The organism is Leucobacter manosquensis, assembly GCF_018304845.1.
GTDB lineage: Bacteria > Actinomycetota > Actinomycetes > Actinomycetales > Microbacteriaceae > Leucobacter > Leucobacter alluvii.
In genome coordinates this window covers 1,779,201-1,801,087 of record NZ_JAFEVO010000001.1, presented here as the reverse complement: position 1 = coordinate 1,801,087, position 21,887 = coordinate 1,779,201, and the positions used below count along the sequence as shown (strand labels likewise).

The 21,887-nt window shown below is 68.9% G+C and carries 20 protein-coding genes; 6 read left to right on the top strand and 14 right to left on the bottom strand.

Going from position 1 to position 21,887, the window contains the following annotated elements; translation table 11 throughout:
- Nucleotides 1-225: 225 nt before the first annotated feature.
- Nucleotides 226-648, top strand: coding sequence for an META domain-containing protein (locus JSQ98_RS08325; RefSeq protein WP_211649193.1), 423 nt, complete (start codon nucleotides 226-228; stop codon nucleotides 646-648).
- On the opposite strand, the gene JSQ98_RS08320 is transcribed toward JSQ98_RS08325, so the two are convergent.
- Nucleotides 645-1,742 (bottom strand): N-formylglutamate amidohydrolase, encoded by a 1,098-nt coding sequence (locus tag JSQ98_RS08320; protein ID WP_211649187.1) that lies wholly within the window; start codon nucleotides 1,740-1,742, stop codon nucleotides 645-647. The two genes, JSQ98_RS08325 and JSQ98_RS08320, sit on opposite strands and share 4 nt — an antisense overlap.
- 54 nt (nucleotides 1,743-1,796) lie before the next feature.
- The gene (locus JSQ98_RS08315; protein ID WP_090152239.1) at nucleotides 1,797-2,276 is read right to left on the bottom strand and encodes a putative ATP-dependent zinc protease; all 480 of its coding nucleotides are present in this window, start codon (nucleotides 2,274-2,276) and stop codon (nucleotides 1,797-1,799) included.
- Nucleotides 2,277-2,301: 25 nt separating this feature from the next.
- On the opposite strand from JSQ98_RS08315, the gene JSQ98_RS08310 reads away from it, so the two are divergent.
- Nucleotides 2,302-3,495 carry a RimK family alpha-L-glutamate ligase gene (locus tag JSQ98_RS08310; RefSeq protein WP_090152235.1) on the top strand — a complete coding sequence of 398 codons (1,194 nt, stop codon included), beginning with the start codon at nucleotides 2,302-2,304 and terminating at the stop codon, nucleotides 3,493-3,495.
- Between the two features lie 20 nt (nucleotides 3,496-3,515).
- On the opposite strand, the gene JSQ98_RS08305 is transcribed toward JSQ98_RS08310, so the two are convergent.
- From JSQ98_RS08305 to JSQ98_RS08295, 3 genes are all read right to left on the bottom strand, one after another.
- Nucleotides 3,516-4,247 (bottom strand): YceI family protein, encoded by a 732-nt coding sequence (locus tag JSQ98_RS08305; RefSeq protein WP_211649186.1) that lies wholly within the window; start codon nucleotides 4,245-4,247, stop codon nucleotides 3,516-3,518.
- Nucleotides 4,248-4,395: 148 nt separating this feature from the next.
- Entirely contained in the window at nucleotides 4,396-5,352 is a 957-nt protein-coding gene (locus JSQ98_RS08300; RefSeq protein WP_211649185.1) for a diacylglycerol/lipid kinase family protein, read from the bottom strand.
- A gap of 34 nt (nucleotides 5,353-5,386) precedes the next feature.
- Complete coding sequence (locus JSQ98_RS08295) at nucleotides 5,387-5,995, bottom strand: hypothetical protein (RefSeq protein ID WP_249290782.1); 609 nt, start codon at nucleotides 5,993-5,995, stop codon at nucleotides 5,387-5,389.
- A 61-nt stretch (nucleotides 5,996-6,056) separates the two neighbouring features.
- On the opposite strand from JSQ98_RS08295, the gene JSQ98_RS08290 reads away from it, so the two are divergent.
- Nucleotides 6,057-7,676: a deoxyguanosinetriphosphate triphosphohydrolase family protein gene (locus JSQ98_RS08290; RefSeq protein WP_211649184.1), complete on the top strand. Its 1,620-nt coding sequence runs from the start codon at nucleotides 6,057-6,059 to the stop codon at nucleotides 7,674-7,676.
- On the top strand, nucleotides 7,669-8,307 hold the full coding sequence (locus JSQ98_RS08285) for a class II aldolase/adducin family protein (protein WP_090152218.1): 639 nt from the start codon (nucleotides 7,669-7,671) through the stop codon (nucleotides 8,305-8,307). Before JSQ98_RS08290 ends, JSQ98_RS08285 begins: the two co-directional genes overlap by 8 nt.
- A 29-nt stretch (nucleotides 8,308-8,336) precedes the next feature.
- On the opposite strand, the gene JSQ98_RS08280 is transcribed toward JSQ98_RS08285, so the two are convergent.
- From JSQ98_RS08280 to JSQ98_RS08255, 6 genes are all read right to left on the bottom strand, one after another.
- Nucleotides 8,337-9,023: an NUDIX hydrolase gene (locus tag JSQ98_RS08280; RefSeq protein ID WP_211649183.1), complete on the bottom strand. Its 687-nt coding sequence runs from the start codon at nucleotides 9,021-9,023 to the stop codon at nucleotides 8,337-8,339.
- Nucleotides 9,024-9,062: 39 nt separating this feature from the next.
- Entirely contained in the window at nucleotides 9,063-9,419 is a 357-nt protein-coding gene (locus JSQ98_RS08275; protein ID WP_336661804.1) for an acyl-CoA carboxylase epsilon subunit, read from the bottom strand.
- A complete protein-coding gene (locus JSQ98_RS08270; RefSeq protein ID WP_090152492.1) occupies nucleotides 9,416-11,008 on the bottom strand; it encodes a carboxyl transferase domain-containing protein in 1,593 nt (530 codons plus the stop codon). Before JSQ98_RS08270 ends, JSQ98_RS08275 begins: the two co-directional genes overlap by 4 nt.
- Before the next feature lie 85 nt (nucleotides 11,009-11,093).
- Nucleotides 11,094-12,431 carry a coiled-coil domain-containing protein gene (locus JSQ98_RS08265; RefSeq protein WP_090152211.1) on the bottom strand — a complete coding sequence of 446 codons (1,338 nt, stop codon included), beginning with the start codon at nucleotides 12,429-12,431 and terminating at the stop codon, nucleotides 11,094-11,096.
- 94 nt (nucleotides 12,432-12,525) lie between these two features.
- Nucleotides 12,526-13,260 (bottom strand): PspA/IM30 family protein, encoded by a 735-nt coding sequence (locus JSQ98_RS08260; RefSeq protein WP_090152208.1) that lies wholly within the window; start codon nucleotides 13,258-13,260, stop codon nucleotides 12,526-12,528.
- Between the two features lie 64 nt (nucleotides 13,261-13,324).
- Nucleotides 13,325-15,358, bottom strand: a complete 2,034-nt coding sequence (locus tag JSQ98_RS08255) for a TPM domain-containing protein (protein WP_211649182.1) — start codon at nucleotides 15,356-15,358, stop codon at nucleotides 13,325-13,327.
- Nucleotides 15,359-15,423: 65 nt separating this feature from the next.
- Between JSQ98_RS08255 and JSQ98_RS08250 the strand changes: the two genes are divergently transcribed.
- The gene (locus tag JSQ98_RS08250) at nucleotides 15,424-16,302 is read left to right on the top strand and encodes a biotin--[acetyl-CoA-carboxylase] ligase (RefSeq protein ID WP_211649180.1); all 879 of its coding nucleotides are present in this window, start codon (nucleotides 15,424-15,426) and stop codon (nucleotides 16,300-16,302) included.
- A gap of 15 nt (nucleotides 16,303-16,317) precedes the next feature.
- Here JSQ98_RS08250 and JSQ98_RS08245 read toward each other — a convergent pair whose 3' ends face one another.
- Entirely contained in the window at nucleotides 16,318-17,856 is a 1,539-nt protein-coding gene (locus tag JSQ98_RS08245) for an amidohydrolase (protein ID WP_346728752.1), read from the bottom strand.
- A 196-nt stretch (nucleotides 17,857-18,052) separates the two neighbouring features.
- The gene (locus JSQ98_RS08240) at nucleotides 18,053-19,486 is read right to left on the bottom strand and encodes an amino acid permease (RefSeq protein WP_090152488.1); all 1,434 of its coding nucleotides are present in this window, start codon (nucleotides 19,484-19,486) and stop codon (nucleotides 18,053-18,055) included.
- Between the two features lie 177 nt (nucleotides 19,487-19,663).
- On the opposite strand from JSQ98_RS08240, the gene JSQ98_RS08235 reads away from it, so the two are divergent.
- Nucleotides 19,664-20,344 carry a TetR/AcrR family transcriptional regulator gene (locus tag JSQ98_RS08235; protein ID WP_346728751.1) on the top strand — a complete coding sequence of 227 codons (681 nt, stop codon included), beginning with the start codon at nucleotides 19,664-19,666 and terminating at the stop codon, nucleotides 20,342-20,344.
- A 110-nt stretch (nucleotides 20,345-20,454) separates the two neighbouring features.
- On the opposite strand, the gene JSQ98_RS08230 is transcribed toward JSQ98_RS08235, so the two are convergent.
- Nucleotides 20,455-21,867, bottom strand: a complete 1,413-nt coding sequence (locus tag JSQ98_RS08230) for an APC family permease (RefSeq protein WP_211649177.1) — start codon at nucleotides 21,865-21,867, stop codon at nucleotides 20,455-20,457.
- Nucleotides 21,868-21,887 lie beyond the last annotated feature (20 nt).

Sequence of the window (21,887 nt, the reverse complement as noted above, 5' to 3'; positions counted from 1 at the left end):
TTCGCGCTACCCACACGCGACCACCTCGGCTCGACACCAGAGGCCAAGGAAACGGTAACCTGATAATTTGCACCATGCAAGGGGTGAGACCTCTGGGTGGTGTATCAATTCGTTATAAACCCCAGGTGCCCGTCCGATTCGAGAATTTCGGATGGAGTGCGCATCTCGCGTCGTTACGATACCGCTATAGGTACGGAAGCAATGTGGTCAATGCGGGGGAGAGCGATGAAGCGACGCACGAGAATGGCTGCCGGCGTCTTCGCGATGACCGGCGCGATCGCGCTTCTGGCGGGATGCGCAGCGCTGAACGGCGGCGGTGCAGGCACGGATCCGGGAGCGGGGGACGACGAGATGGGTGCGCAGTCAGATGTGGTGGGCACGTGGACCTCTGATGAGAAGGGCAAGCCGACGCTGACCTTCGACGACGCCGGGAAGGTCTCGGGCACGGACGGGTGCAACGGCATCGGTTCCACGTACAAGGTCGAGGGCGATCGCGTGCTCATCGAGAGCTTCGTGTCGACGATGATGGCCTGCCCGGGGGTCGATGACTGGCTGCGCGGCGTGCGCGAAGTGCAGCTCTCGGGCGACGAGCTCCAGGTGTTCAACAGCTCGGGCGCCGAGATCGGCACCCTGCAGCGAGAGAGCTAGCTCCCGTCGCGGAACGCGTCCCAGGCTCGCTTGCAGGCATACGCGAGGAACTCGACGCGCTCGTGATCCTCCTCCACCCATGCTTCACCCGGCTCGGAGAGCTCGTCCAACGCACGCGGCCCGAGCACGTATGCGCGGGAGAACTCGGCCTGCACTGCGGCGAATGAAGCGTCGGCGGGTCCCGTCTCGGCGGAGACGCGGGCGAAGCGCTCGGCGGCGTCGAGAATCTCGTGACTGCCGCGGTACGGCCGGTTGAGGGTCACGGCTTCCGGCTCGGCGACCTCGAATTCCCGGCGGTGCGCCTCGGCGAGACGTCGCAACTCGACGGGTGCCATCGTCACGGGATCGGCAGCACCGCATGGCTCGCCGGCCTCGTCGCCGTAGTTCGACAGCGCCACGACGGCGGGCATCTCGGCCTGCACCGCCGGATCGTCGTTGAGGGCGCCGTCTGCGCGCATGGGCGCGTGCATCGAATCGTGGAACGACAGGCGCGTGAACGCGCCGCCCTGCGCGAGCACCTTCGTGATGAAGAGATCGGTGAGCTCTTCGCGCGTGGCCTCGTACACGTCGAGCCCCTGGGACGCGACGTGCGAGAGCGTCTCGACGAGCCGTGCGAGTTCGACGTCACTCCGAGGGGCGGAGAGAATGGGGAAGGACGAATAGGTGACGGGCCGCACCGCATCGACCCCCGTGAGGTCGGCGTCCCGGCGAGGGCCCGCCGCGCGCACGCGATCGAAGGCTTCCCGCACGTCGGCGCGCAGATCGGACGGCTGCACTCGGTTCGGGTCGCGCACGAGCCGCGGATGCGGATTGATGACGGCGACGATGCGCGGGTCGATCTCGGCCCACCGCTTGACCACGGCCGCTGTCGCGATGTCCGAGAAGTCGACCTGCAGGCGACGGGTGAGGTCAGGTGAGAGGAAGCCGGCGAGCTCCTCCGGAATCGCGGCGCCGGCATGCGGAGCGGTCACGAGCACATCGGCGTCCGAGATCGCCTGCGCCAGATCCCGCATGTCGGGGTCGGCGTAGTGGATGATGTCGGCCGGCGAGAACACCGTGCCGGCAGGGATCAGATCGACATCATGCGCGTCCATGGCACCAGCGTAGTGGTCTCGCAGGCGGCAAGTCCCGGCGCTGGCGCCGCGGCTTCAGGCTTTCCCGCGATTGCGGCGTCGAGTGTCCCGGGGCGGCTTGCCGCCGAGGAATGAGGCCGACGAATCGACGACGAACCCCTGTCGGAGCGCTTCGCGGCCGATGAGCATGCGGAAGCCCATCTCCTCGCGATCGGTCAGGGTCACCTCAGCCTTGATCCTGCGGCCGGCGAGCGTGATCGTCATGAGTACGACGGGGCGCAGCTGAGCATGCCCCGACGAGCTGCGCACGGTGCGGCGGTCATGCACTGGCAGCTCCACCTCGACCGCGTCGTCATCCGTCACCTGCCAGGGCTGCACGAGGAAACGCACCCACGACGCGCCCGAACGTTCGAACTCGGTGATCTCGGTCGCGTGCATCGCCGATGTCTGGGCTCCGGTATCGATCTTCGCTTTGATCCACGGCACGCCGATTCCGATGAGCTTCACCCATTCACGCCACCCCGTGAGAGTGCTTGAATGGTCGGGTACGGTCACGCATCTATCTTGGCAGGAAATCACGATGAAACTCGCGATTCTTTCGCGCGCCCCGCAGGCGTACTCCACCCAGCGCCTGCAGTCCGCGGCTCTCGAGCGCGGGCACACCGTGCGCGTGCTCAACACCCTGCGTTTTGCGATCGACCTCGCGGGCGAGGCGCCCGACCTCCTCTACCGCGGCAAGCAGCTCAGCGACTACGACGCCATACTGCCGCGCATCGGCAGCTCGATCAGTTACTTCGGCACGGCCGTCGTGCGGCAGTTCGAGCAGATGGACGTGTACACGCCGAACACCTCGAACGGCATTGCGAATGCGCGGGACAAGCTGCGGGCGAATCAGATTCTGTCCCGCCACAACATCGAGATGCCGGCCACGGCGTTCGTGCGCAATCGTGCGGACGTGCGGCCCGCGATCGAGAGCGTCGGCGGCGCGCCGGTCGTGATCAAACTGCTCGAGGGCACGCAGGGGATCGGCGTGATTCTCGCCCCGCAGGTGAAGGTTGCCGAAGCCATCATCGAAACGCTGCACTCGACCAGGCAGAACGTGCTCATCCAGCGTTTCGTGTCGGAGAGTCGCGGTCGCGACGTGCGCGCTCTCGTGATCGGCGATCGCGTGGTCGCTGCGATGCGGCGCACCGCGGGTGGAGACGAGTTCCGGTCGAACGTGCACCGCGGCGGCACCGTCGAGCCCGTCGAGCTCGACGCGGTGTACGAGCAGACGGCCGTGCGCGCGGCGCAGATCATGGGTCTGCGCGTTGCCGGGGTCGACATGCTCGAGGGCGACGAGGGGCCGCTCGTCATGGAGGTCAACTCCTCGCCGGGCCTGCAGGGGATCGAGAGCGCGACCGGTCTCGACATCGCCGGTGCGATCATCGACTTCATCGCCAACCAGGTGAACTTCCCCGAGATCGATCTGCGGCAGCGCCTCAGCGTTTCGACCGCGTACGGGGTCGCCGAGTTGACCATGCACGGCTCGGAATATGTCGGGAAGACGCTCGGCGAACTCGGCCTCTGGGATCGCGACGTCACGGTGCTGACGCTGCACCGGGGCGTGCAGGTGATCCCGAATCCTCGCAAGAGCCTCGTGCTCGAAGCCGAAGACCGACTGCTCTGCTTCGGGAAGCTCGAGGAGATGCGATCGATGCTTCCCGAGCGTCGGCGTCGCCGGACGCGCGTGCGCAAGCTGTCGAAGGCCGCGCGCGAACTCGCCGACGGGTAGCCGGCGAGCAGCGGCACCGGCTACCGCTGCGCTGGTACGGCGGTCAGCTGGAACTCGACCGCGCCGCTGTCTTCCACCGACACGAATCCGAGACTCGGTGCTTCGACGCCGAAGTCCGAGAAGGTGATGGGGATCGAGCCCGCGATCTCGGCGGTCTCTCCGTCGCTGCGCACCTCGATCTCAGCGGTGACGGTCTGCGTCTCGCCGGCGATGGTCAGCTCACCCGTCGCCTCCGTCTGCACGACATCGCCCAGGGCCGGAGCGCCGTCGAGCGTCACCGGCTCGCTCAGCACGAACGTCGCCTCTGGAAACTCGTCGGTCCGCAGCGCCTCGCTGCGGAAGTACTGGTCGCGGTTGCTGTTGTCGGTCGCGATGGTGGCGACGTCGACGGTGAGGTCGGCTGCCTCGAGCGTGAGCCCGGTGTCGCCGATGGTGAATGAGCCCGTCACGTCATCGGTGCGCCCGGTCACCGTGACGTCGGTGCCGTTGAGCACCTCGTCCACGCGGTATCCGGCCTCCGAGTCTTCTGCGACGTTCCAGTCGCCGACGAGGAACCGGGGGTCGAGCTCCGCGACCGCATCATCCGTGTTCCCGGAGCCGCCGTCGGCCTCATCCGACGCCAGAGATGGAGCATCAGCGGCGGGGGCTGCGATCAGGTCTCGATAGATCGTCGGTCCGGCGATGACCGCGACCGCGGCCAGCACGATGACTCCCGCGCCGACGCCGATGAGGATTTTCTGGGACTTCTTCACAGTGTCTCCTGTGGCCTGGAGCGGGTGGGGGCTGCCCGTGCGCTGCGTTCGATGGACCTCAACCATGGCAGCGCGTCCCAGGAGCACCCCCGGGGAACCCGGTGAAGAAGCTGGGAACCCCCGGTTTCTCTCTCGCATGCGCCTGCGCTCAGCGCAGGCGCAGGGCTCCGGGCAGGATCTCCACGGTGAACGCCGTGACCTCGCCCACCTCGTCCCCGTCGACCTCGAAGGCGAGTGGCAGCGGCAACGCGACTGAGACGGATCTGGCCGTGAGATGCTCGATCGCGTCGGCGCTCTCCGCTGTCTCAGATCGCGTGAGCATCCGCTTCAGGCCGTTGTGCCAGACGAGGTTGTGCATCGTCTCGAGCCACGCGGCCACGCCATCGGCGCGCAGTACGAGCAGATCGAGGTCGCCGTCGTCGGGGCGCGCATCCGGAAGGAGTGTGATGCCGCCCTGAATCGATCCGCAATTGGCGATGAGCAGCGTGTGCGCGGCGACCGTCTCGGCCGGCGCATCATCGAGCTGGAGCGAGAACTCCACGACCTCCGCGCCCGACGCCGCTCGGCCGAGCGACTCCACGTAGGCCAGCCAGCCGGCCTTCGCCTTGAGCTCGTCGTCCGTCTCGACGATCATCTGCGCGTCGATGCCGAATCCCACCATCACGACGAAGCCGTGTCGTTCCTCGACACCGGCGGCGTTCGTGAACGTCACGCGTCCGAGGTCGAGGGGAGACGCATGCTGCGTGAGCACCCGTGCGAACGCTGCGCGCGGATTCGCGAGCGGGATGCCCAGATTGCGGGCGAGCAGGTTGCCGGTACCGAGAGGGACGACGCCCAGCTGTGCGCTCGATGATCCCGAATCGCCCAGTGCCTCCGCCACCGCTCGGATCGTGCCGTCTCCGCCGGCGGCGATCACGACATCGCACCCATGCTCGAGAGCCGATGCGGTCGCACCGAGTCCGGCGTCTTCCGGATCGGTCTCGAACCACAGGGCCTCGGGTGCTGGTCCGCTCACGCGGGAGACCGCCGCTTCCCAGGCGGCACGGATCTCGTGCTCCGCGACCTTCGATGGGTTCCACACGATGCCGATGCGTTCAGCAGACATACTGCACTCCCTCATTCCCCATTGGGCGGTGCGATCAGAGCGCCGCGAGCAGCGACTTCCAATGAGCGCGCCATACTTCAATGCGCTCACCGTCCGCGAGGCCGTCCTGGCTGATCGCGAGGGTCACCTTCTCGCCCTTCGGAGACGCGGACACCTCAACCCTGCCAGCGCCCTCGAGGCCGAACCGCCAGAAACTGCGCTTCTCGGTGCGCGACGCCCGCGCATCGACCACCGCGTGCCCGAGATGTTCGACGCGTGCGCCGTGCGCCTTGCGCCACGCCTCGATCGCCGCATCCCGATCGAACGGCAGGGTGCGACTCGCGCTCACGCGGAACGTTCCCGAGGACGACTGCCCCGGCACGCGCAGGCCGGCGTGCTGCTCGTACGCGATGGCGATGGCCTGCGCCCACCAGTCGGGATTGCGCAGTTCGTCGGTCAGCGCTGCGCGAGCGATCTTCGCGATCGCAGGGTGCTGCAGCGTGGGGGCACCTTGCGCTTCGAACAGGGTCACCCAGGCGCTCCACTCGCGCCCGGTCGCCCGCTCGATGCCGGGAATGCTCTCGGCGCGGGTGCGGTTCGACCCCGTCGCCGATGCCCCGGACTCGTTCGGAGCGACGTCTGAGGATCCGGCTGCATCGCTCATGGAAGACCCCTTTCGCCGTTGCGATCAGTGTAGTGGCGCGGCGCATGCTTGAATAAGGGGTATGCAGGGAGTGGGGGGCGGGCGCGAACACCGGCGCTATGTGGAGCACGTCTCGTCGCAGCACCGCCCGGCCGGAATCGCCGACTCGCAGTGGCCCGCCGACGTCGAGGGGCTGTCGGTCGAACCGCAGGAGTACCGGGTCGACCTCGAGCGCATCCGCTTCTCGTCGTACTTCGCCCGCCTCTCCGATGTGACGCAGGTCGTGCCCCAGACGGGGGTCGGCCCCGTGATGCACAACCGGCTCACGCATTCGCTCAAGGTGAGCGCGGTGGCGCGGGTGATCGCGGCGCAGCTCGCGGGCCGCGCCGCGCAGCACGTCGAGTTCATGCGCGGCAACCGCGGGGAGGACGACGCGATCGGGGCGATCATCACGCGCCTCGGCGGCTGCGACACGATCGTCGCGCAGTCCGCGGCTCACGCCCACGACCTCGGGCACCCGCCGTTCGGGCACCTCGGCGAACGCGTGCTCGATCGTGTCGCCCGGGAGCGCCTCGGCCTGGCCGAGGGGTTCGAGGGGAATGCCCAGAGCTTCCGCATCCTCACGCAGCTCGACACCCTCGGGCGCGACTTCCCCGGGCTCAACCTCACCGCGGCGACGCGAGCGGCGACCCTGAAGTACCCCTGGACGCGCGGGGCATGGGTCGGGGTCCCCACGAGCACGCGACCGGCGGCGGATCGACCCCGCGGCGTCGGGGTCGATGTCGCGGGTGGTGCCGAGAAATTCTCGGTGTACGCGCTCGACGTCGCGGAGATGGAGACCGCTCTCGCTCCGTTCGGGCGCATCGCCGACGGTGTGCAGACGGTCGAGTGCGCCGTGATGGATCTCGCCGACGACATCGCCTACGCCGTGCACGACCTCGACGACTTCACCCGGGCGGGCGTGCTGCAGCAATCGTCGGTCGCCGGGGAGTTCCGCGCCTGGCTCGATCACGCGGGGGCGCTCGCGACCGAAGCGGATGACGCTGTGGCGGCGGAGTGGCGCACGCCGGGGCGCTCGCTGGAACTGCTGTGGCGCAGGCTGCACGCGAAAGACAGCTGGATCGCGGATCGCGACGCATTCCGCGCCGCGGTGCGCCGAGTGAGCGAAGAGGTGGGGCAGACCCTCCTCGCCGCCCCCTACGACGGCGGCATCGACAGCGAGCGATCCGTCTCCGACTTCACCCGACGCTGGATCGACCACCTGCGGACCTCGATCGTCGTCGAGGAGTCTCCCCACGTGCGGAGCGGCCACGTGCGGCTCAACACGCAGGCCTGGCACGAGGTCATGGTGCTCAAATTCGTCCACGCGCATTTCGTGCTCGAGCGGCCGGAACTGGCGCAGCCGCAGCGCGGGCGGGCGAAGATGGTCGAGCAGCTCGCCATCGGGTTCGACGCCTGGCTCGCCGACCCCGACGACGCCGGTCGTGCGCCCCGCCGCCTCCTCGAATGGGCCGACGAGGCCACCGAGGCGGGGTTCGCCGTGCGCCGCGACCGACCCGAGCTGCTGATGGGCGACACGAGCGACGCCGGCATGCGGCGACAGGGGCGCAGTCGCGCGATCCTCGACTATGTCGCCTCGCTCAGCGACCAGCAAGCCGTGACCACCTATCGTGCGTTGACCGGAGGAGTGACCAGTGAGTGAGCCGTTGCGGGATCGGGACCGACTCGTCGAGGAACTGATCGAAGTCGGCCGCGACGCCGTCGGGCGGGGGCTGGTGCTCGCGAGTGCCGGCAACCTCTCAGCGCGCATCTCGGATCGGGAATTCGTCGTCACCGCGTCGGGCACCTGGCTCGATCGCTTGACCCCCGCAGACTTCGCGGTGCTCTCGCTCGATGCCTCCGAGTCGGGGGACGCAGCGCTTGGCGGGCCGCGCCCGTCGAGCGAGTGGAAGTTGCATCACCGGGCGTACCTGGCGCGGCCCGACGCGGAGTGCGTGCTGCACCTGCACCCGCGAACGGCTGTGGTGCTGGCCAGCGTCGGCACTCCCATCCGGCGGCTCACCCTCGATCACGCCTACTACCTCGGCGAGATCGCCGTCGTCCCGTTCTACCACAACGGCACCGACGAACTCGCCGACACGGCAGCCGTGGCCCTGCGCGATCACAACTGCGTCGTGATGCAGCATCACGGATGCTCGGTCGTCGCTGACACCGTGCAGATGGCGTACCGCAGGGCGCTCAACCTCGAGGACGCCGCGCAGGCGACCGCCCTGGCCGTGCAGCTCGGCGACACCACCACCGCGTTCCCCGAGGACGGGGCGACGCACGCCTGACCGGGAGCCGGGCTCGGCGGGGCCGGCGGCTACGGGGCGACCGGGAACTCCTGCCGGGGGTCCCACGGCTCCGCCCACCCGAGCTCGTCGAAGAGGCTCGCGAGGGTCATCCCGGTGAACCCCCACACGAGGTGCCCACCGAGGTGCGGGCCGAGGGCGAACGCTGCGCCCCGATACGTGGAAGCGCCGTGCTGCAGCACCGATGTGCCGCGTGCGGCCGGGTCGAGCATCTCGGCGACGGGAGCTCGGAACACCTCCACCGACTCCGCATGGTCGGCGGCGACGGCGCTCGCACGGCGCCACCACCCCACGACCGGAGTGACGAGATTGTTGCTCACCGGGATGTGCACGGGCTGGAGCGATCCCAGCACTTCGACGCCCGATGGATCGATCCCCGTCTCCTCTGCGGCCTCCCGAAGGGCAGTTTCTGAGGCATCGCGGTCCTGAGCCTCAGCGCCTCCGCCCGGAAACGCGATCTGGCCCGCGTGATGCCGCATGCTGTCGGCGCGGCGAGTCAGCAGCACGTCGAGTTCCGGCGGCACCGTGCGGGCGCCGTGCTCGGCGGGGCGACGGTCGAGGGCGCCGAACAGGATCAGCACCGCCGACCGCCGAAGCGGCCGGTCGGTGCGGGGGGCCTGCGGTTCGTACGAGACGGCGACGCGGCGGCTGAGGAGCGCGCGGAGCTCGCCTTCGGTGTCGGCAACGGTTCGCGGCATACCCGTCACCCTACAACCGCCCGCTCGGCTCGCGGACGGTCAGGCGTCGGCGAGCAGGTCGTAGATGCTGTCCGGTACGCGCTGGGAGCGCGCCCAGGGCTCACGGTCGCGTCGGGCAACGCGCTTCACCTGGTCGGACTCCTCAGCCCGCACCTGCGTGAGCACAGCGATCACCGCAGCGCGCTCCGTCTCGTCGACCTTCCCGGTGACGAAGCGGATGTCGTCGCCGTGAAGCACGTCGTCGAGCGCCGCATCTCGTTTCGCCGCATCGCGCTCGGAGGCATCAGGGGGCAGGATCGGCCGGTCGATGTCGGTCTCGACGTCGGTGGGCGGTGCAGCGTGCTTGGCCACGTGGTGCTCGCTCTCGGTGCTCGTGCTCGGAGACGGCCCGCTCACAGCGGGATGTTGCCGTGCTTCTTCGCCGGCTGCTCGGTGCGCTTGCCGCGAAGCCCGCGCAGGGCCTTGATCACGGCGAGGCGGCTTCCGGCGGGCTCGAGCACGTTGTCGAGCTCGCCGCGTTCTGCGGCGAGGAAGGGCGACGTCACATCGGCGGTGTACTTCGCGGTGAGCTCGGCGCGCAACGCCTCGACGTCGTCGCCGCGTTCGGCGGCCGCTGCGAGTTCCTTGCGGTAGAGGATGTTCACCGCTCCCGCGCCGCCCATCACGGCGATCTCGGCGGTGGGCCAGGCGATGTTGAAGTCGGCCCCCATCTGCTTCGACCCCATCACGATGTACGCGCCGCCGTAGGCTTTGCGCGTGATGATGGTGACGAGCGGCACCGTCGCCTCGGCGTAGGCGTAGAGCAGCTTGGCGCCGCGACGGATGACGCCCTGGAACTCCTGGTCGGTGCCGGGCAGGTAGCCGGGCACGTCGACGAGCGTGAGGATCGGAATGGAGAATGCGTCGCAGAAGCGCACGAAGCGCGCCGCCTTCTCGCTCGCATCGATGTTGAGCGTGCCCGCCATCTGGTTCGGCTGGTTCGCGACGATGCCGACGGTTCGGCCCTCCACGCGACCGAAGCCGATGAGCATGTTCGGGGCGAACAGCGGCTGGACTTCGAGGAAGTCGCCGCCGTCGAGAATCGCGCTGATGACCGTCTGCATGTCGTAGGGCTGGTTCGCGCTGTCGGGGATCAGCGTGTTGAGTCGACGGTCTGCGTCGGTGATCTCGAGCGCCGTGTCGGTGTCGTAGATCGGCGCTTCGGCCAGGTTGTTGTCGGGGAGGTAGCTGATGAGCGCACGGGCGTAGTCGAGCGCGTCGTGCTCATCGCTCGCGAGATAGTGGGAGACGCCGCTCGTCTTGTTGTGCGTGAGCGCGCCGCCGAGCTCTTCGAAGCCGACCTCCTCGCCGGTGACGGTCTTGATGACGTCGGGGCCGGTGACGAACATGTGGCTCGTCTTGTCGACCATGATGACGAAGTCGGTGAGCGCGGGGGAGTACACGGCGCCTCCGGCCGACGGGCCCATCACGATGGAGATCTGCGGGATCACTCCCGAGCACATGGTGTTGAGCCGGAAGATGCTCGCGTACTTGGAGAGCGCGACGACGCCCTCCTGGATGCGCGCGCCACCGGAATCGAGAATGCCGAGCACGGGAGCGCCGGTCTTCAGCGCGAACTCCATGGCTTTCACGATCTTCTCGCCGGCGACCTCGCCGAGCGATCCGCCGAAGGTGGTGAAGTCCTGCGAGTACACGACGACCTGGCGGCCGTGGATCGTTCCCGCGCCGGTGACGACGGAGTCGCCGAACGGGTGGGACTGCTCCATGCCGAAGCCCTGCGAGCGGTGCTTGACGAACTTGTCGAACTCGACGAACGAGCCGGCATCGAGGAGGGCCGCGATGCGCTCGCGCGCGGTCATCTTTCCACGCGCATGCTGCTTCGCCGCGGCGGCTGCATCGCGGTCACCCACGGCTTCCTGGTACTTGCGGCGATGATCCGCGATGCGGTCGGCGGTCGTCGCGGGTGCGATGTTCTCTGCAGTCACGCCTGCCAGCCTAGCGCGGAGCACCACCCCTGACCCTCCGAACCTCTCCAACGGAATCGAAACTCCTTGGTGCGATACCTACGAATCAGTCGAAGATATCGCCGAGCAGCCCGCCGAGCAGTACGCCGCCGATCACCGGTCCGAGCATGCCGCCACCGCCTCCGCCCGCGCCGCCGCGACCGCGACCTCCGCCGCCCCACTGGCCGCCTCCGCCTCCGCCGCCCCAACCCCAGTCGTCGTCGTCGGGTCGGGACGAGTCGATGTCACGCTGGGCCAGCCGCAGCGACTCGTCGGCGAGATCGGAGGCGCGGCGTGCGAGCTGCAGCACCTGCTCGCGGGTGTCTTCGGAGACCGGCAGTGCAGCGATCTCGCTGCGGTGGCGACGCGCCTCCGCGAGCCGTGTGCGGGCGTCGGCGCCGATCCAGCCGCGGTGTCCCTCGATCAGGCTGGCGGCGATGCCGATGGCGTGGTCCGCTGCCGAGACCCCGTGCTGCACCTGCGCGGCCGACGGCACTGGCTTCGCCGCGCGCGCACGAGCGGCGTCGAGCGCGGAGTTGGCCGATGATACGAGGGCGAGGTCGGCGAAGGGGTCGCGCTGGCGGCCCGTGCTCACCTCCGCGAGCGCCTGCTCGAGCCGCTCGATCGCGGCGTCCACCGTCTCATTGCGGGGTTCGGTGCGGGCCGATGCGATGTCGCCCCGCGAGTCGTCGATGACGTCGGCGAGCGTGTTCTGCGCGCGCAGCGCCTCGATCTCGAAGCTGTCGACGCCGTCGAGAATGGAGGCCGCCCGGCGCACGGTCTCGGTCGCGGTCTCGAGCGCGAGGTTCGCGTCGGCGAGTGCGCCGGCCGTGCGGCGACGATCCGAGAGATCGGCGGAGTGCTCGGCGAAGTCGAGCAGCTGCTCCACGTCCTCCGAGTGCAGACGCACGCGCTGCAGCGCTGACGGGCTGTAGCGCTCGGCCAACCGGGCGGCAGCGCGCTGCGCGTCCGGCACCCGCGCGCGCAGGGCCGCGGCGTCGGCGCGCACGCGCTCCACCATCTCCGGCGCGCGGCGGGCGCGCTCCACTCTCGCCTGCAGCGCCGTCGTGCGCTCGTCGAGCACCGACTCGGCCCATTCGCACAGCTGCAGAATGCGCGCGTTGCGGGTGCGCACCTCGTCGGGCGTATCGGGGATGTGATCGTGGTTGAGCTGATGCAGCTGGAACGCCTCGCTCAGGTGCTCGCGCACGGAGTCGAGGCCGGCCCGCAACTCGGCGGTGGCGTCTTCGCCGAGCTCCGCGGTGGCGAATGCCAGTTCGTCGCTCGTCGCGCGGATCCGCTCATCGGCGGCGACGATCGCACTGCGGGCGCGCTGCGATTGCTGCGCGTCGGAGGCGTGCTGTCGTTCCTGCGACTCGCGGTCTCGGCGTCCCCAAAATGCCACGGTGTGTCCTGTCTGCTTCGTGCGATGGCTTACTGCGGTTCGATGGAAGAGCGGAGCGAACCCGCCTCGGTCCGCTCCGCTCGGTTCTCCGTGGTTACTGCTCGAGCGCCTGCGGCGTGCGGCCGGCCTTCAGTGCGGCGAGCCGCGCTTCGACCTCGGTGACGGCTTCGAAGTTCTCGAGTTCGTTGAACTGCGAATCGAGCGTCGACGCCGCGATCTCCTGCTTGCCGCGTGCGAGCGCCTCCTGACGGCGGATCTTGTCCTCGAACCGGCCGAGATCGCTCGTGGGGTCGAGCACGTCGATTGACTTCACGGCGTCGGCGACGCGGTTCTGCGCCTCTGCGGTCTTGGCGCGGGCGACGAGTTCAGAGCGCTTGGTCTGCAGCTGCTGCAGCTTCACTCGCATCCCGTTGAGGCCGTCCTTCAGCTTCGCAGTGACCTCGCGCTGCGCGGCGATGGTGGGTTCCGCGGCACGAGCCTCGTTCTCCTCGGTGATCTGGCGCTGGAGCGCGACCTTCGCGAGGTTGTCGAACTTGTCGGCGTCGACGGAGTTCCCGGCGGAGCGCAGCTCGTCGGCCTTCGAACTCGCCGCAATCGCCTTGCGCTCCCACTCGCGAGCGGTGCGCACGTCCTCGTCGTAATCCTGCTCGAGCAGTCGGAGGTTGCCGATGGTCTCCGCGATGGCCGTCTCGGCGTCTGAGATGTTGGTCGAGAAATCGCGGATCAGCTGGTCGATCATCTTCTCGGGGTCTTCGGCCGAGTCGAGCATCGAGTTGACGTTTGCGCGGACCAGGGTGGTGATGCGCCCGAGGATGGACTGCTTCGACATGTGAGTTCCTTTCGGCGGAGCGGTTTGGATTGAGTGTAGGGATCAGTACTGGGGAAGCGCCGAGTTAGAAGCGGCCCCCGCCGCTGCGACCCGACCGGCCGCCGCTGGAGCGGCGCGAGGATCCGCCCGAGCGTCGAGACGATCCGCTCGAGCGTCGCGAGGTTCCGCCCGAGCGTCGGGAGGAACCGCCGCCCCAGGAGCTGCCGGAGCCGCTGCCCCAGAAGCCTCCGCCCGAGCCGCCGTAGCTGGAGCCCCCGCCGCTGCCGAGAATCCCTCCGAGGACGGCGGCGAGGTCGCCCGATGCTGACGGGCTTCTGCCTCCGTACCCGAAGCCGGAGACGTCGGATTGAGCGGCGGAGAGCGACTGGTGGGCCAGCTGGCTCGCGCGTTGCGCATCTGACAGCGCAGTGGCGGGGTCGGCGCCGCGCGCGGCCCCGGCACGGGAGAGCGCTGCCCGTGCTTCGGAGGCCCGGGTGCGCGCGATCGAGCCGACCGCTCCGCGACGCGCCTCGATGAATGCCTCGGCCTGGCGCACGTCGCCATCGGCCTGGATGAGCTGCGCGTCGAGGAGTTGTCGAGCGCGCGCCGCCTGCTGGGCGGACTGCACGACGCCGTCGATGTGCGCGTTCGCGGCCTCGAGGGCGGCGACGGCGCGCGACGGTCGGCGCCCGGCGCCCGAGAGATCGTCCCGTGCTTCGGCGATGCGCCCCTGCGTCGCAGCGATCGCCGCCGCGACGGCGCCATCCGCATCCGGGACGGACTGGGCCCCAGCGATGTCGGCCTCCAACTCGCTGATCAATTCGGCGCATCGCGCTTCGACGCCCGCGAGTTCCGGGCCGCGCGCCGCGATGGACTGGTGGATCGTCTCCGCCTGCGCGATCGCTGCCTCTGCCTCGCGGATCGACACGGCGGCAGCGCCGGATTCCGGTGGCGTGGCGCTGAGCGCGGAGGCCGCGGCGTTCTCCCGCTCCGCGGCGAAGGCGAGCAGTGCCTCCGCCTGCTGGGGGGCGCCCTCGAGGGCGGCGAGCTCTTCCGGGGCGAACGTCGCCGTGAGGCTGGCGACCTCGGCAGCGGTCTGCGCCGCCTGCGCGGCCGCCTGTTCCCGGCGTGCCGCCGCAGCGGCGAGCGCAGCCGGAGCGTTCTGCTCGATCGCGCGCAGCCGCTCGAACGATTCAGCCTGCGCGTCGAGCTCGTCGTCGACGGAGGCGCAGAGCTCGATGACCCGTTCCAGCCATTCCCGCCGCTGAGCGTCGGTGTCGGGAGTGGCGTCGTCGAGTTGCTGACGCAACGCGAAGGCTTCGAGCAGGCGGGCTCGCACCGACTCGATCGATGCGGCATAGGCCGCGACCGCGGCATCTCCGAACTGAGCGCGGGCGAACTCGAGCTCTTGCGCACTGCTCTTCACGGCATCGTCGGCGGCGACCAGCGCGGAGCCCGAGACGCGCTCGAGCTCCGCGAGCTCCTGCTCGGCTGCCTCCTCGGTGCGGCGCTTGCGCACGACGCGCGTGATGCCGTAGGCGGCTCCACCGAGACCCAGCACTCCGGCGCCGATCCCGACGGCGACCGCGGTGTTGCGGCCGGGAGCCGCCTGCTCCGCTTCAAGCTGGTCGGCGGCGGCGGCGATCGTGCCCGCCCAGTCCTCGTCGCGGAGCTCGGGAAGCAGCTGCTGCTCGATGCTGTCGAGCGCGTCGTTGCTCAGCGCCCCGTTCTCCGGCGAGGAGATGTAGTACTGGCGGCCCTCGGTCGCGACCGCGAGCAGATACTGCGTATCTCCGAGACCGTTGCGCTGCGCGGTCTCGTCGGCCCACGCGATTCTGTCAGCCGGATCGGTGAACTCGTCGACGAACACCACGAAGAGGTCGAGCCCCGTCTCGTCGAAGGCGGCGGCGAGACGAGCGTTCGCGGTCTGCTCCTCAGCGGGGTCGAGCACGTCGACGGCGTCGGTCACGTACTCGGTGCCGAGGGAGCCGGGAGCGACAGCAGCAGCGCTCGACGCGCCGAGCGCGAGCAGTCCGACGCCCATCAGCGCGCTCGCCCACCAGCGCCCGATGCGCGGCCGATGAGGATGCGGACGGGGGGACAAGCCTGAGTGCTCCACAATCGGAGTGTATTCGTGCCTCGGCATCCGGGTCCAATTGTTTTCCAAGCGCTAACGTAAAGCTCATGGAGCTCCTTCGCACGCGTGCGGCACTGCCCGACGTCAGATGGGCAGAGACCTCGCCCTCCACGAACGCCGAGCTCCGCGCTCTCGTGGTGACTGAGACGGGTCGAGACGCTGCCGGCATTCCGCACGGCACGTTGGTGGCCACGAGTGATCAGACCGCTGGCCGGGGTCGTCTCGACCGCGGGTGGGTGACTCCGCCGAACACCTCGATCGCGGCCTCGTTGCTGGTGCGCGGATTCGGAGCGAGCGGACTGGGGGTGAGCTGGCTTCCCCTGCTCGCCGGCTCCGCCATCGTCACCGCGCTGCAGCCGTGCTTCACGGCAGCTGCCGAGGCCGCAGGCGGCGAGGCGAAGCGCGTCGGGGTGAAGTGGCCGAACGACGTGCACGTGCGCGATGAGGAGGACGCGATCGCCGGGAGGCCGGGCAAGAAGCTCTGCGGGATCCTGTGCGAACTGCTGCCGGGCGACACGACCGGCGGGCACACCGTCATCGTCGGCACTGGCATCAATCTGCTGATCCCCGAGTGGGAGCTGCCCACCGACCGCGCGACCTCACTGCTCGCAGCGGGCGCCGACACGGGTGGCGCTGAGAGTCTCGCCGACGCCGCGGGCCGGGATCTCGCAGACCGCGTGCTCTCCGAGTACGCCAAAGAGCTGCTCCGGCTCGTGCGCCTCGCCGCCGACGACCCGGGGGCCGCACGGGCGCGGATCGCCCGCCACTCGCTCACGATCGGCACCGAGGTGCGGGTGCACCTGCCCGGTGACCGGATCGTGGACGGGCGCGCCCGGGCGCTCGCCGCCGACGGGTCACTCGTCGTCGATCTGCCCACCGGTGGCGAACTCACCGTGTCTGCTGGTGACGTCGAGCACCTCAGGTGACGGCGTCGCGCCGCGTCACTCCGCCCGGTAGAGCTCCTCGCCGAGCACCGTGGTGCTGCGAACGCGCGAGGTGAGCAGCGCCTCGGGTGCCGCTTCGAGCGGGTTCACGTCGAGCACGATGAAATTGGCGCCGAGGCCCGGTCGGATTCGGCCCGTCGTCGCATCCATCTCGCCGGCGAACGCACCGCCTGCGGTGATCGCCGTCAGCGCGTCCGCTGGGCTGAAGGCGCGCTCCGGGTGGTACGGGGCCCGTTCGGGATCGAGCGCTGAAGCGCCGGTGAGCGCGATGTAGAGGTTGGGAATCGCCTCGTGCGGCGCCGTCGGCGCATCGGTGCCGAGGGTGATCGCAACGTTCGCCGCGCGGAACTTGTGCCAGGGGAACCCGAGTTCCTGGCGTTCGTCGCCGAGCTGCGCCTTCCAATTGTCGAGTACGGCGGGATCGCAGTGCACCGGCTGCATCGACGCGATGACGCCGAGCTCGCCCATGCGGATGATGGTGTCGTCCGCGACGCTCTCGAGGTGCTCGATCCGGTGGCGACGAGCGCGGGGCCCGTTCATGCGCACGCAGTGCTCGACCACATCGAGGGCGATCTGACTGGTGCGATCGCCGATCGCGTGCATGGCGATCTGCAGGCCGGCTCGATCGGCGGCCTCGGCGACGGGGAGGATGCGCTCAGCTGTCCAGATCGGCTCCGCGTTGCTGCCGTTCGCGTAGGGCGCGAGCATTGTGGCCGTGCACGCGTCGATGACGCCGTCCATGATGAACTTCACTCCGGCTACCCGCAGCCAGTCGGCCGCACTGCTCGCGGCGATCTCATCTCGGAGCGTCGCGATGCGCGCTGCGCCTGCCACGTCGCGCGCCGCGTCACCCGTCGGCTCGAGGATCCAGTGGGCGGTGATGGGGAAGGGGAGACGGCCGTCCCGGTCGATGATGGCGCGCAGCCCGTCGATCTCCGCCGCATTCAGCGACATCTCGGTCGCTCCGGTCACGCCGGCCTCGAGATAGCTCGCGAACGCGCGATCGAGCGCGGCGACGACATCGGCTTCAGTCGTCTGGGAGAGCAGGAACGCCGAGGCGTATTGCGTACCGGCGGTCTCCAGCAGCAAGCCCGTCGCATCGCCCGCGGCGTCTCGCACGACCTCGCCGCCGACGGGATTCGCGGTGTCGCGCGTGATGCCCATCTCTCGGAGCGCCGCACTGTTCACCCAGACCGAGTGGAAATCGTTGGCGTCGAGATACACGGGCACATCGGGCAGCACCCGATCGAGCATCTCGGCGGTCGGCATGCCGTCGCCGATCGCGTCGAACAACCAGCCGCTGCCTAGCACTCTCGCCCCGGCCGGGTCGGCGGCTCGCGCAGCGACCAGGCGTTCGTGCATCTCGGCGAGCGAGGCGCAGTCGCGCAGCTGCACGCGGGCGAGCGATTCGCCGAACCCGACGAGGTGGGTATGGGAATCGATGACGCCGGGAGCGACGAATCGCCCCTCGAGGTCCACCTCGACGACCTCCCGCGATCCGGCGCCGCCTGCGACCCCTCCGACGGCCGTGCGCACGTCGTCGATCGACCCGACGGCGATGAAACGTCCGTGCTCGACGGCGAAGGCCTCGGCGATCGGGGTGGGCTGCTCGGGGTGGGGTCGGCGGTGAAGACGACGGCGTTGCGGTACAGGGTGGTCGTCACGGTGGCTCCGGAGGTCAGGTGGTGAATGGGGGATCGGGCGCGCGCTCGTGCGGCGCCCCCTGCACGGGCTAGCGCTCTGAGCGCGCCTCTGCCGCGTCGAGCGGGTACTCCGCCGAGAGGGCGTCGATCGCTTCGGTCGACGGGATCTCCTCAGAGAAGTTCAGCTTCGGCACGGGCTTGCGGAAGAAGCCGGTCTTCAGCGCCAGAATGACGACGCCGATGAGCATCCAGATGCCGCCGACGATCCAGGTGAGGCCCTCGAGCGAGGTCCACAGCCAGATGGTGAGCCCGAATCCGATGAGCGGGATCACGCCGTACCGGAACCAGCCCCACGCCGAGACGGGCTCGGTGCGGCCGCCCTTCGGGAAGAGGTAGGTGCGGATGACGGAGAGGTTGACCATGGCGAATGCGGCGAGCGCGCCGAAGCTGATCATGAACGCCGCCTGGTCGAGGCTGACGAAGAGGCTCGCGAGGGCGACGATCGAGACGGTGGTCGCGGCGACGATCGGGGTGCCGAAGCGCTTCGAGAGGATGCCGAGCGGTTTCGGGAGGATGCCGTCGCGGCCCATCGAGTAGAGGATGCGCGACACGGCGACCTGGCCGGCGAGGCCGGAGCCGAAGCAGCCGGCGACGGTGATGATCACGAAGATGGCTGCGAGCACTTCGCCTCCCACATGGCTGAAAAGCACGGCACCGGCCGCGTCGAGCAGCTCGGTCGACGCGGTGCTCCAATCGTCGAGGTAGTACGCGCGTGCGCCGACGTACGAGACGACGATGAAGATCAGGCCGCCGATGATGGTCGTGAGCATGATGGCGCGGGGGATGTCGCGGCGCGGGTTCTTCGCTTCTTCGGACAGGGTCGACACGGCGTCGAAGCCGAGGAACGAGAGCGCGAGGATGGCGGCGCCCGTGAAGATCGGGCTGTAGCCGACGGAGCCGGGGATGAAGGGTTCGAGCAGTGACGGCGCGTTCGGGTCGTTGATCGCTGCCTTGATGGCGAGGATCGCGAAGACGATGACGGCGGCGAGCGAGACGACGACGATCACCGTGTTGATCTTGCCGACCAGCGAGATGCCGAGCACGTTGAAGACGAACACGGCGATCAGCGCGGCGAGCGTGAACACCCACGTCGGGACGCTCGGGAACTGGGTGCTGGCGTAGAGCCCGAGAATCAGGAAGTTGATCATCGGGATGAAGAGGTAGTCGAGCATGAGCACCCAGCCCGTGAGGAAGCCGGTCGTGCCCCCGAAGGCCTGCTGCGAATACGTGTAGGCGGATCCGGCGACGGGATAGCGGCGCACCATCGCCGCGTAGCTCGCCGCGGTGAACAGCATGACGACGAGGGCGACGATGTAGGAATCGACGAGGTGGCCCTCGGTGAGCTGGTTCACGATGCCGTAGGTCGTGAAGACGGTGCCGACCGCCATGTACGAAAGCCCGAACAGTGTGAGGGTGATGGGGCCAAGAGTGCGCTTGAGATGCGCCCCGGTTGCTTCGCTCACTGAATCTCCTGTGATGTGGCGGCTGGTGCCGGTGCCGTGCGCCGATTCCGTCTGCGGAACGACCACCAAAATGAACAAGGTTCTTTTTGACGTGACTAGACTAGACGGAGATCGTCGGGAGCGCGAGTCGAGTGCATCTGGTTCGCGCCGCGAAGCGTCAGCGAAGGAGTGATGCGCGTGACTGAGTCAGTGCGGCGACGCGTGGGGCGCCCGAGCGAGCAGGTGCTCTCGCGGGTCAGGATCGTGGAGACCGCGCTCGATCTGCTCGACGAGCACGGCGAGGGCTTCGGCATGCGCGACCTGGCGCGCGAACTCGGGGTGCGACCCTCAGCGCTCTACAACCACGTGGAGAACAAGGAAGACGTCTTCCGCGGCATCCGCGAGGTGATCGCGGGCCGGGTGTCGCAGCGCGAACTGGAGCACGAGCCCTGGGACGTGGCCCTCGCCGCTTGGGCGAGATCGTATCGAGACGCATTCGCCGCGCACCCTCCGACGATCGCACTGCTCGCCGTCATGCCGTTCGACCCCGGCTCGCACGTATTCGCCTCGTACGATCGCATCGTCGCGCTGCTGACCTCGGAGGGGTGGAGCCGGGCGGCTGCCCTCAACATCCTCGTCGCCTTCGAGTCATTCATCCTCGGCTCCGCGCTCGATGCGGCTGCCGCGCCCGACATGATGCACGCGCGCGACCGCGACGACGTTCCGAACTTCACGGCGGCGTACGAGGAGCGCGATCGGCAGGGCTCGGACACGTGCACCGGGCCCGCGGACCAGGCCTTCGCCGCCGGCCTCGAGCTGCTGCTGCGCGGCCTCCGATCCGAGCAGCGCGAACGGGGGGACCAGCTGGATCCTCGCTGAACAGCGCGGAGCCACTGCGCGAGCGCGAGCGCGAGCGCGAGCGCATGCATAAACGCACAGCGGCCCCCACCCGTGCGGGCCGGGGGCCGCTGTGCGCGCGGCCGCAGTGACTATCGCGGGTCGAGCGGGTAGTCCTCCGCCAACTGATCGATCTGCTCGGTGCTCGGATCGCTCTCCGAGAAGTCCATCTTCGGCACGGGCCGACGGAAGCCGCCGGTGACGAGCGCGATGATGACGACGCCGACGGCCAGCCAGATCCCGCCGACGAGCCAGGTGAGGGCCTCGAGCGAGCTCCAGAGCCAGATCGTGAGCACGAACCCGATGAGCGGCATGACGCCGTACCGGATCAGGGCCCAGGCGCCCTCCGGTCGCTTGCCGTGCTTCGGGAAGAGGTAGGTGCGGATGACCGAGAGGTTGACCATCGCGAACGCCGCGAGGGCGCCGAAGCTGATCATGAACGCGACGGTGTCGAGCGAGAGGAAGAGCGCGGAGAGCGCGAATACCGACACGACCACCGCGGCGATCACGGGAGTGCCGAAGCGGGAGTGCAGTCGCGAGAGCGGCTTCGGCAGCATGCCGTCGCGGCCCATCGCGTAGAGGATGCGCGACACCGACACCTGGCCGGTCATACCCGAACCGAAGGCGCCCACCACGTAGATGGCGACGAAGAACGACGTGAACCAGCTCGTGCCGAAGCTGTCCATCACGGTCGTTCCCGCAGCGTCGATCTGAGCACTGCTGAGGGTCGACCACTCGGGGTTGAACGCCAGGGCGCCGGCCCACGAGACGAGGATGAAGAAGAAGCCGCCGAGCATCGTCGCGAGCAGGATCGCGCGAGGGATGTCGCGGCGCGGGTTCTTCGCCTCCTCGGACAGCGTCGACACCGCGTCGAAGCCGAGGAAGGAGAGCGCGAGGATCGCGGCTCCCGACGCGATCGCGCCGATGCCGCCCTCACCGAAGGTGAAGGGGTCGATGAGGCCGACCGACTGGTCGCCGCCGAGGTACTGCTTGAATGCGAGCGCGACGAAGACGACCACGAGCACCACGGAGAGGGCGATGATGACGAAGTTGACCTTGTTCACGAGCGTGATGCCCAGAATGTTGAAGACCAGCACGAGCACCAGCGCGACGAGGGTGAAGACCCAGATCGGAATGGCCGGGAACTGGGTGTTCATGTAGATGCCGATGAGCATGAAGTTGATCATCGGGATGAAGAGGTAGTCGAGCAGCATGACCCAACCGGTCAGGAACCCGGCCGCGCCCCCGAAGGACTGCTGCGAATAGGTGTACGCCGATCCCGCGACGGGATACTTGCGCACCATCGCCCCGTAGCTCGCCGCCGTGAAGAGCATGGTGATGACCGCGACGACGTAGGCCGCGGGGAGGTGCCCATCGGTGACCTGATTGACGATGCCGTAGGTCGTGAAGACGGTGATGACCGTCATGTAGGTGACCCCGAAGAGGGTCAGGCCGGTGAGGCCGAGTGCCCGCTGCAATCGGGGCTTGGACTGGGTGTCGCTCACGATGGTCTCCTTTGATTCGT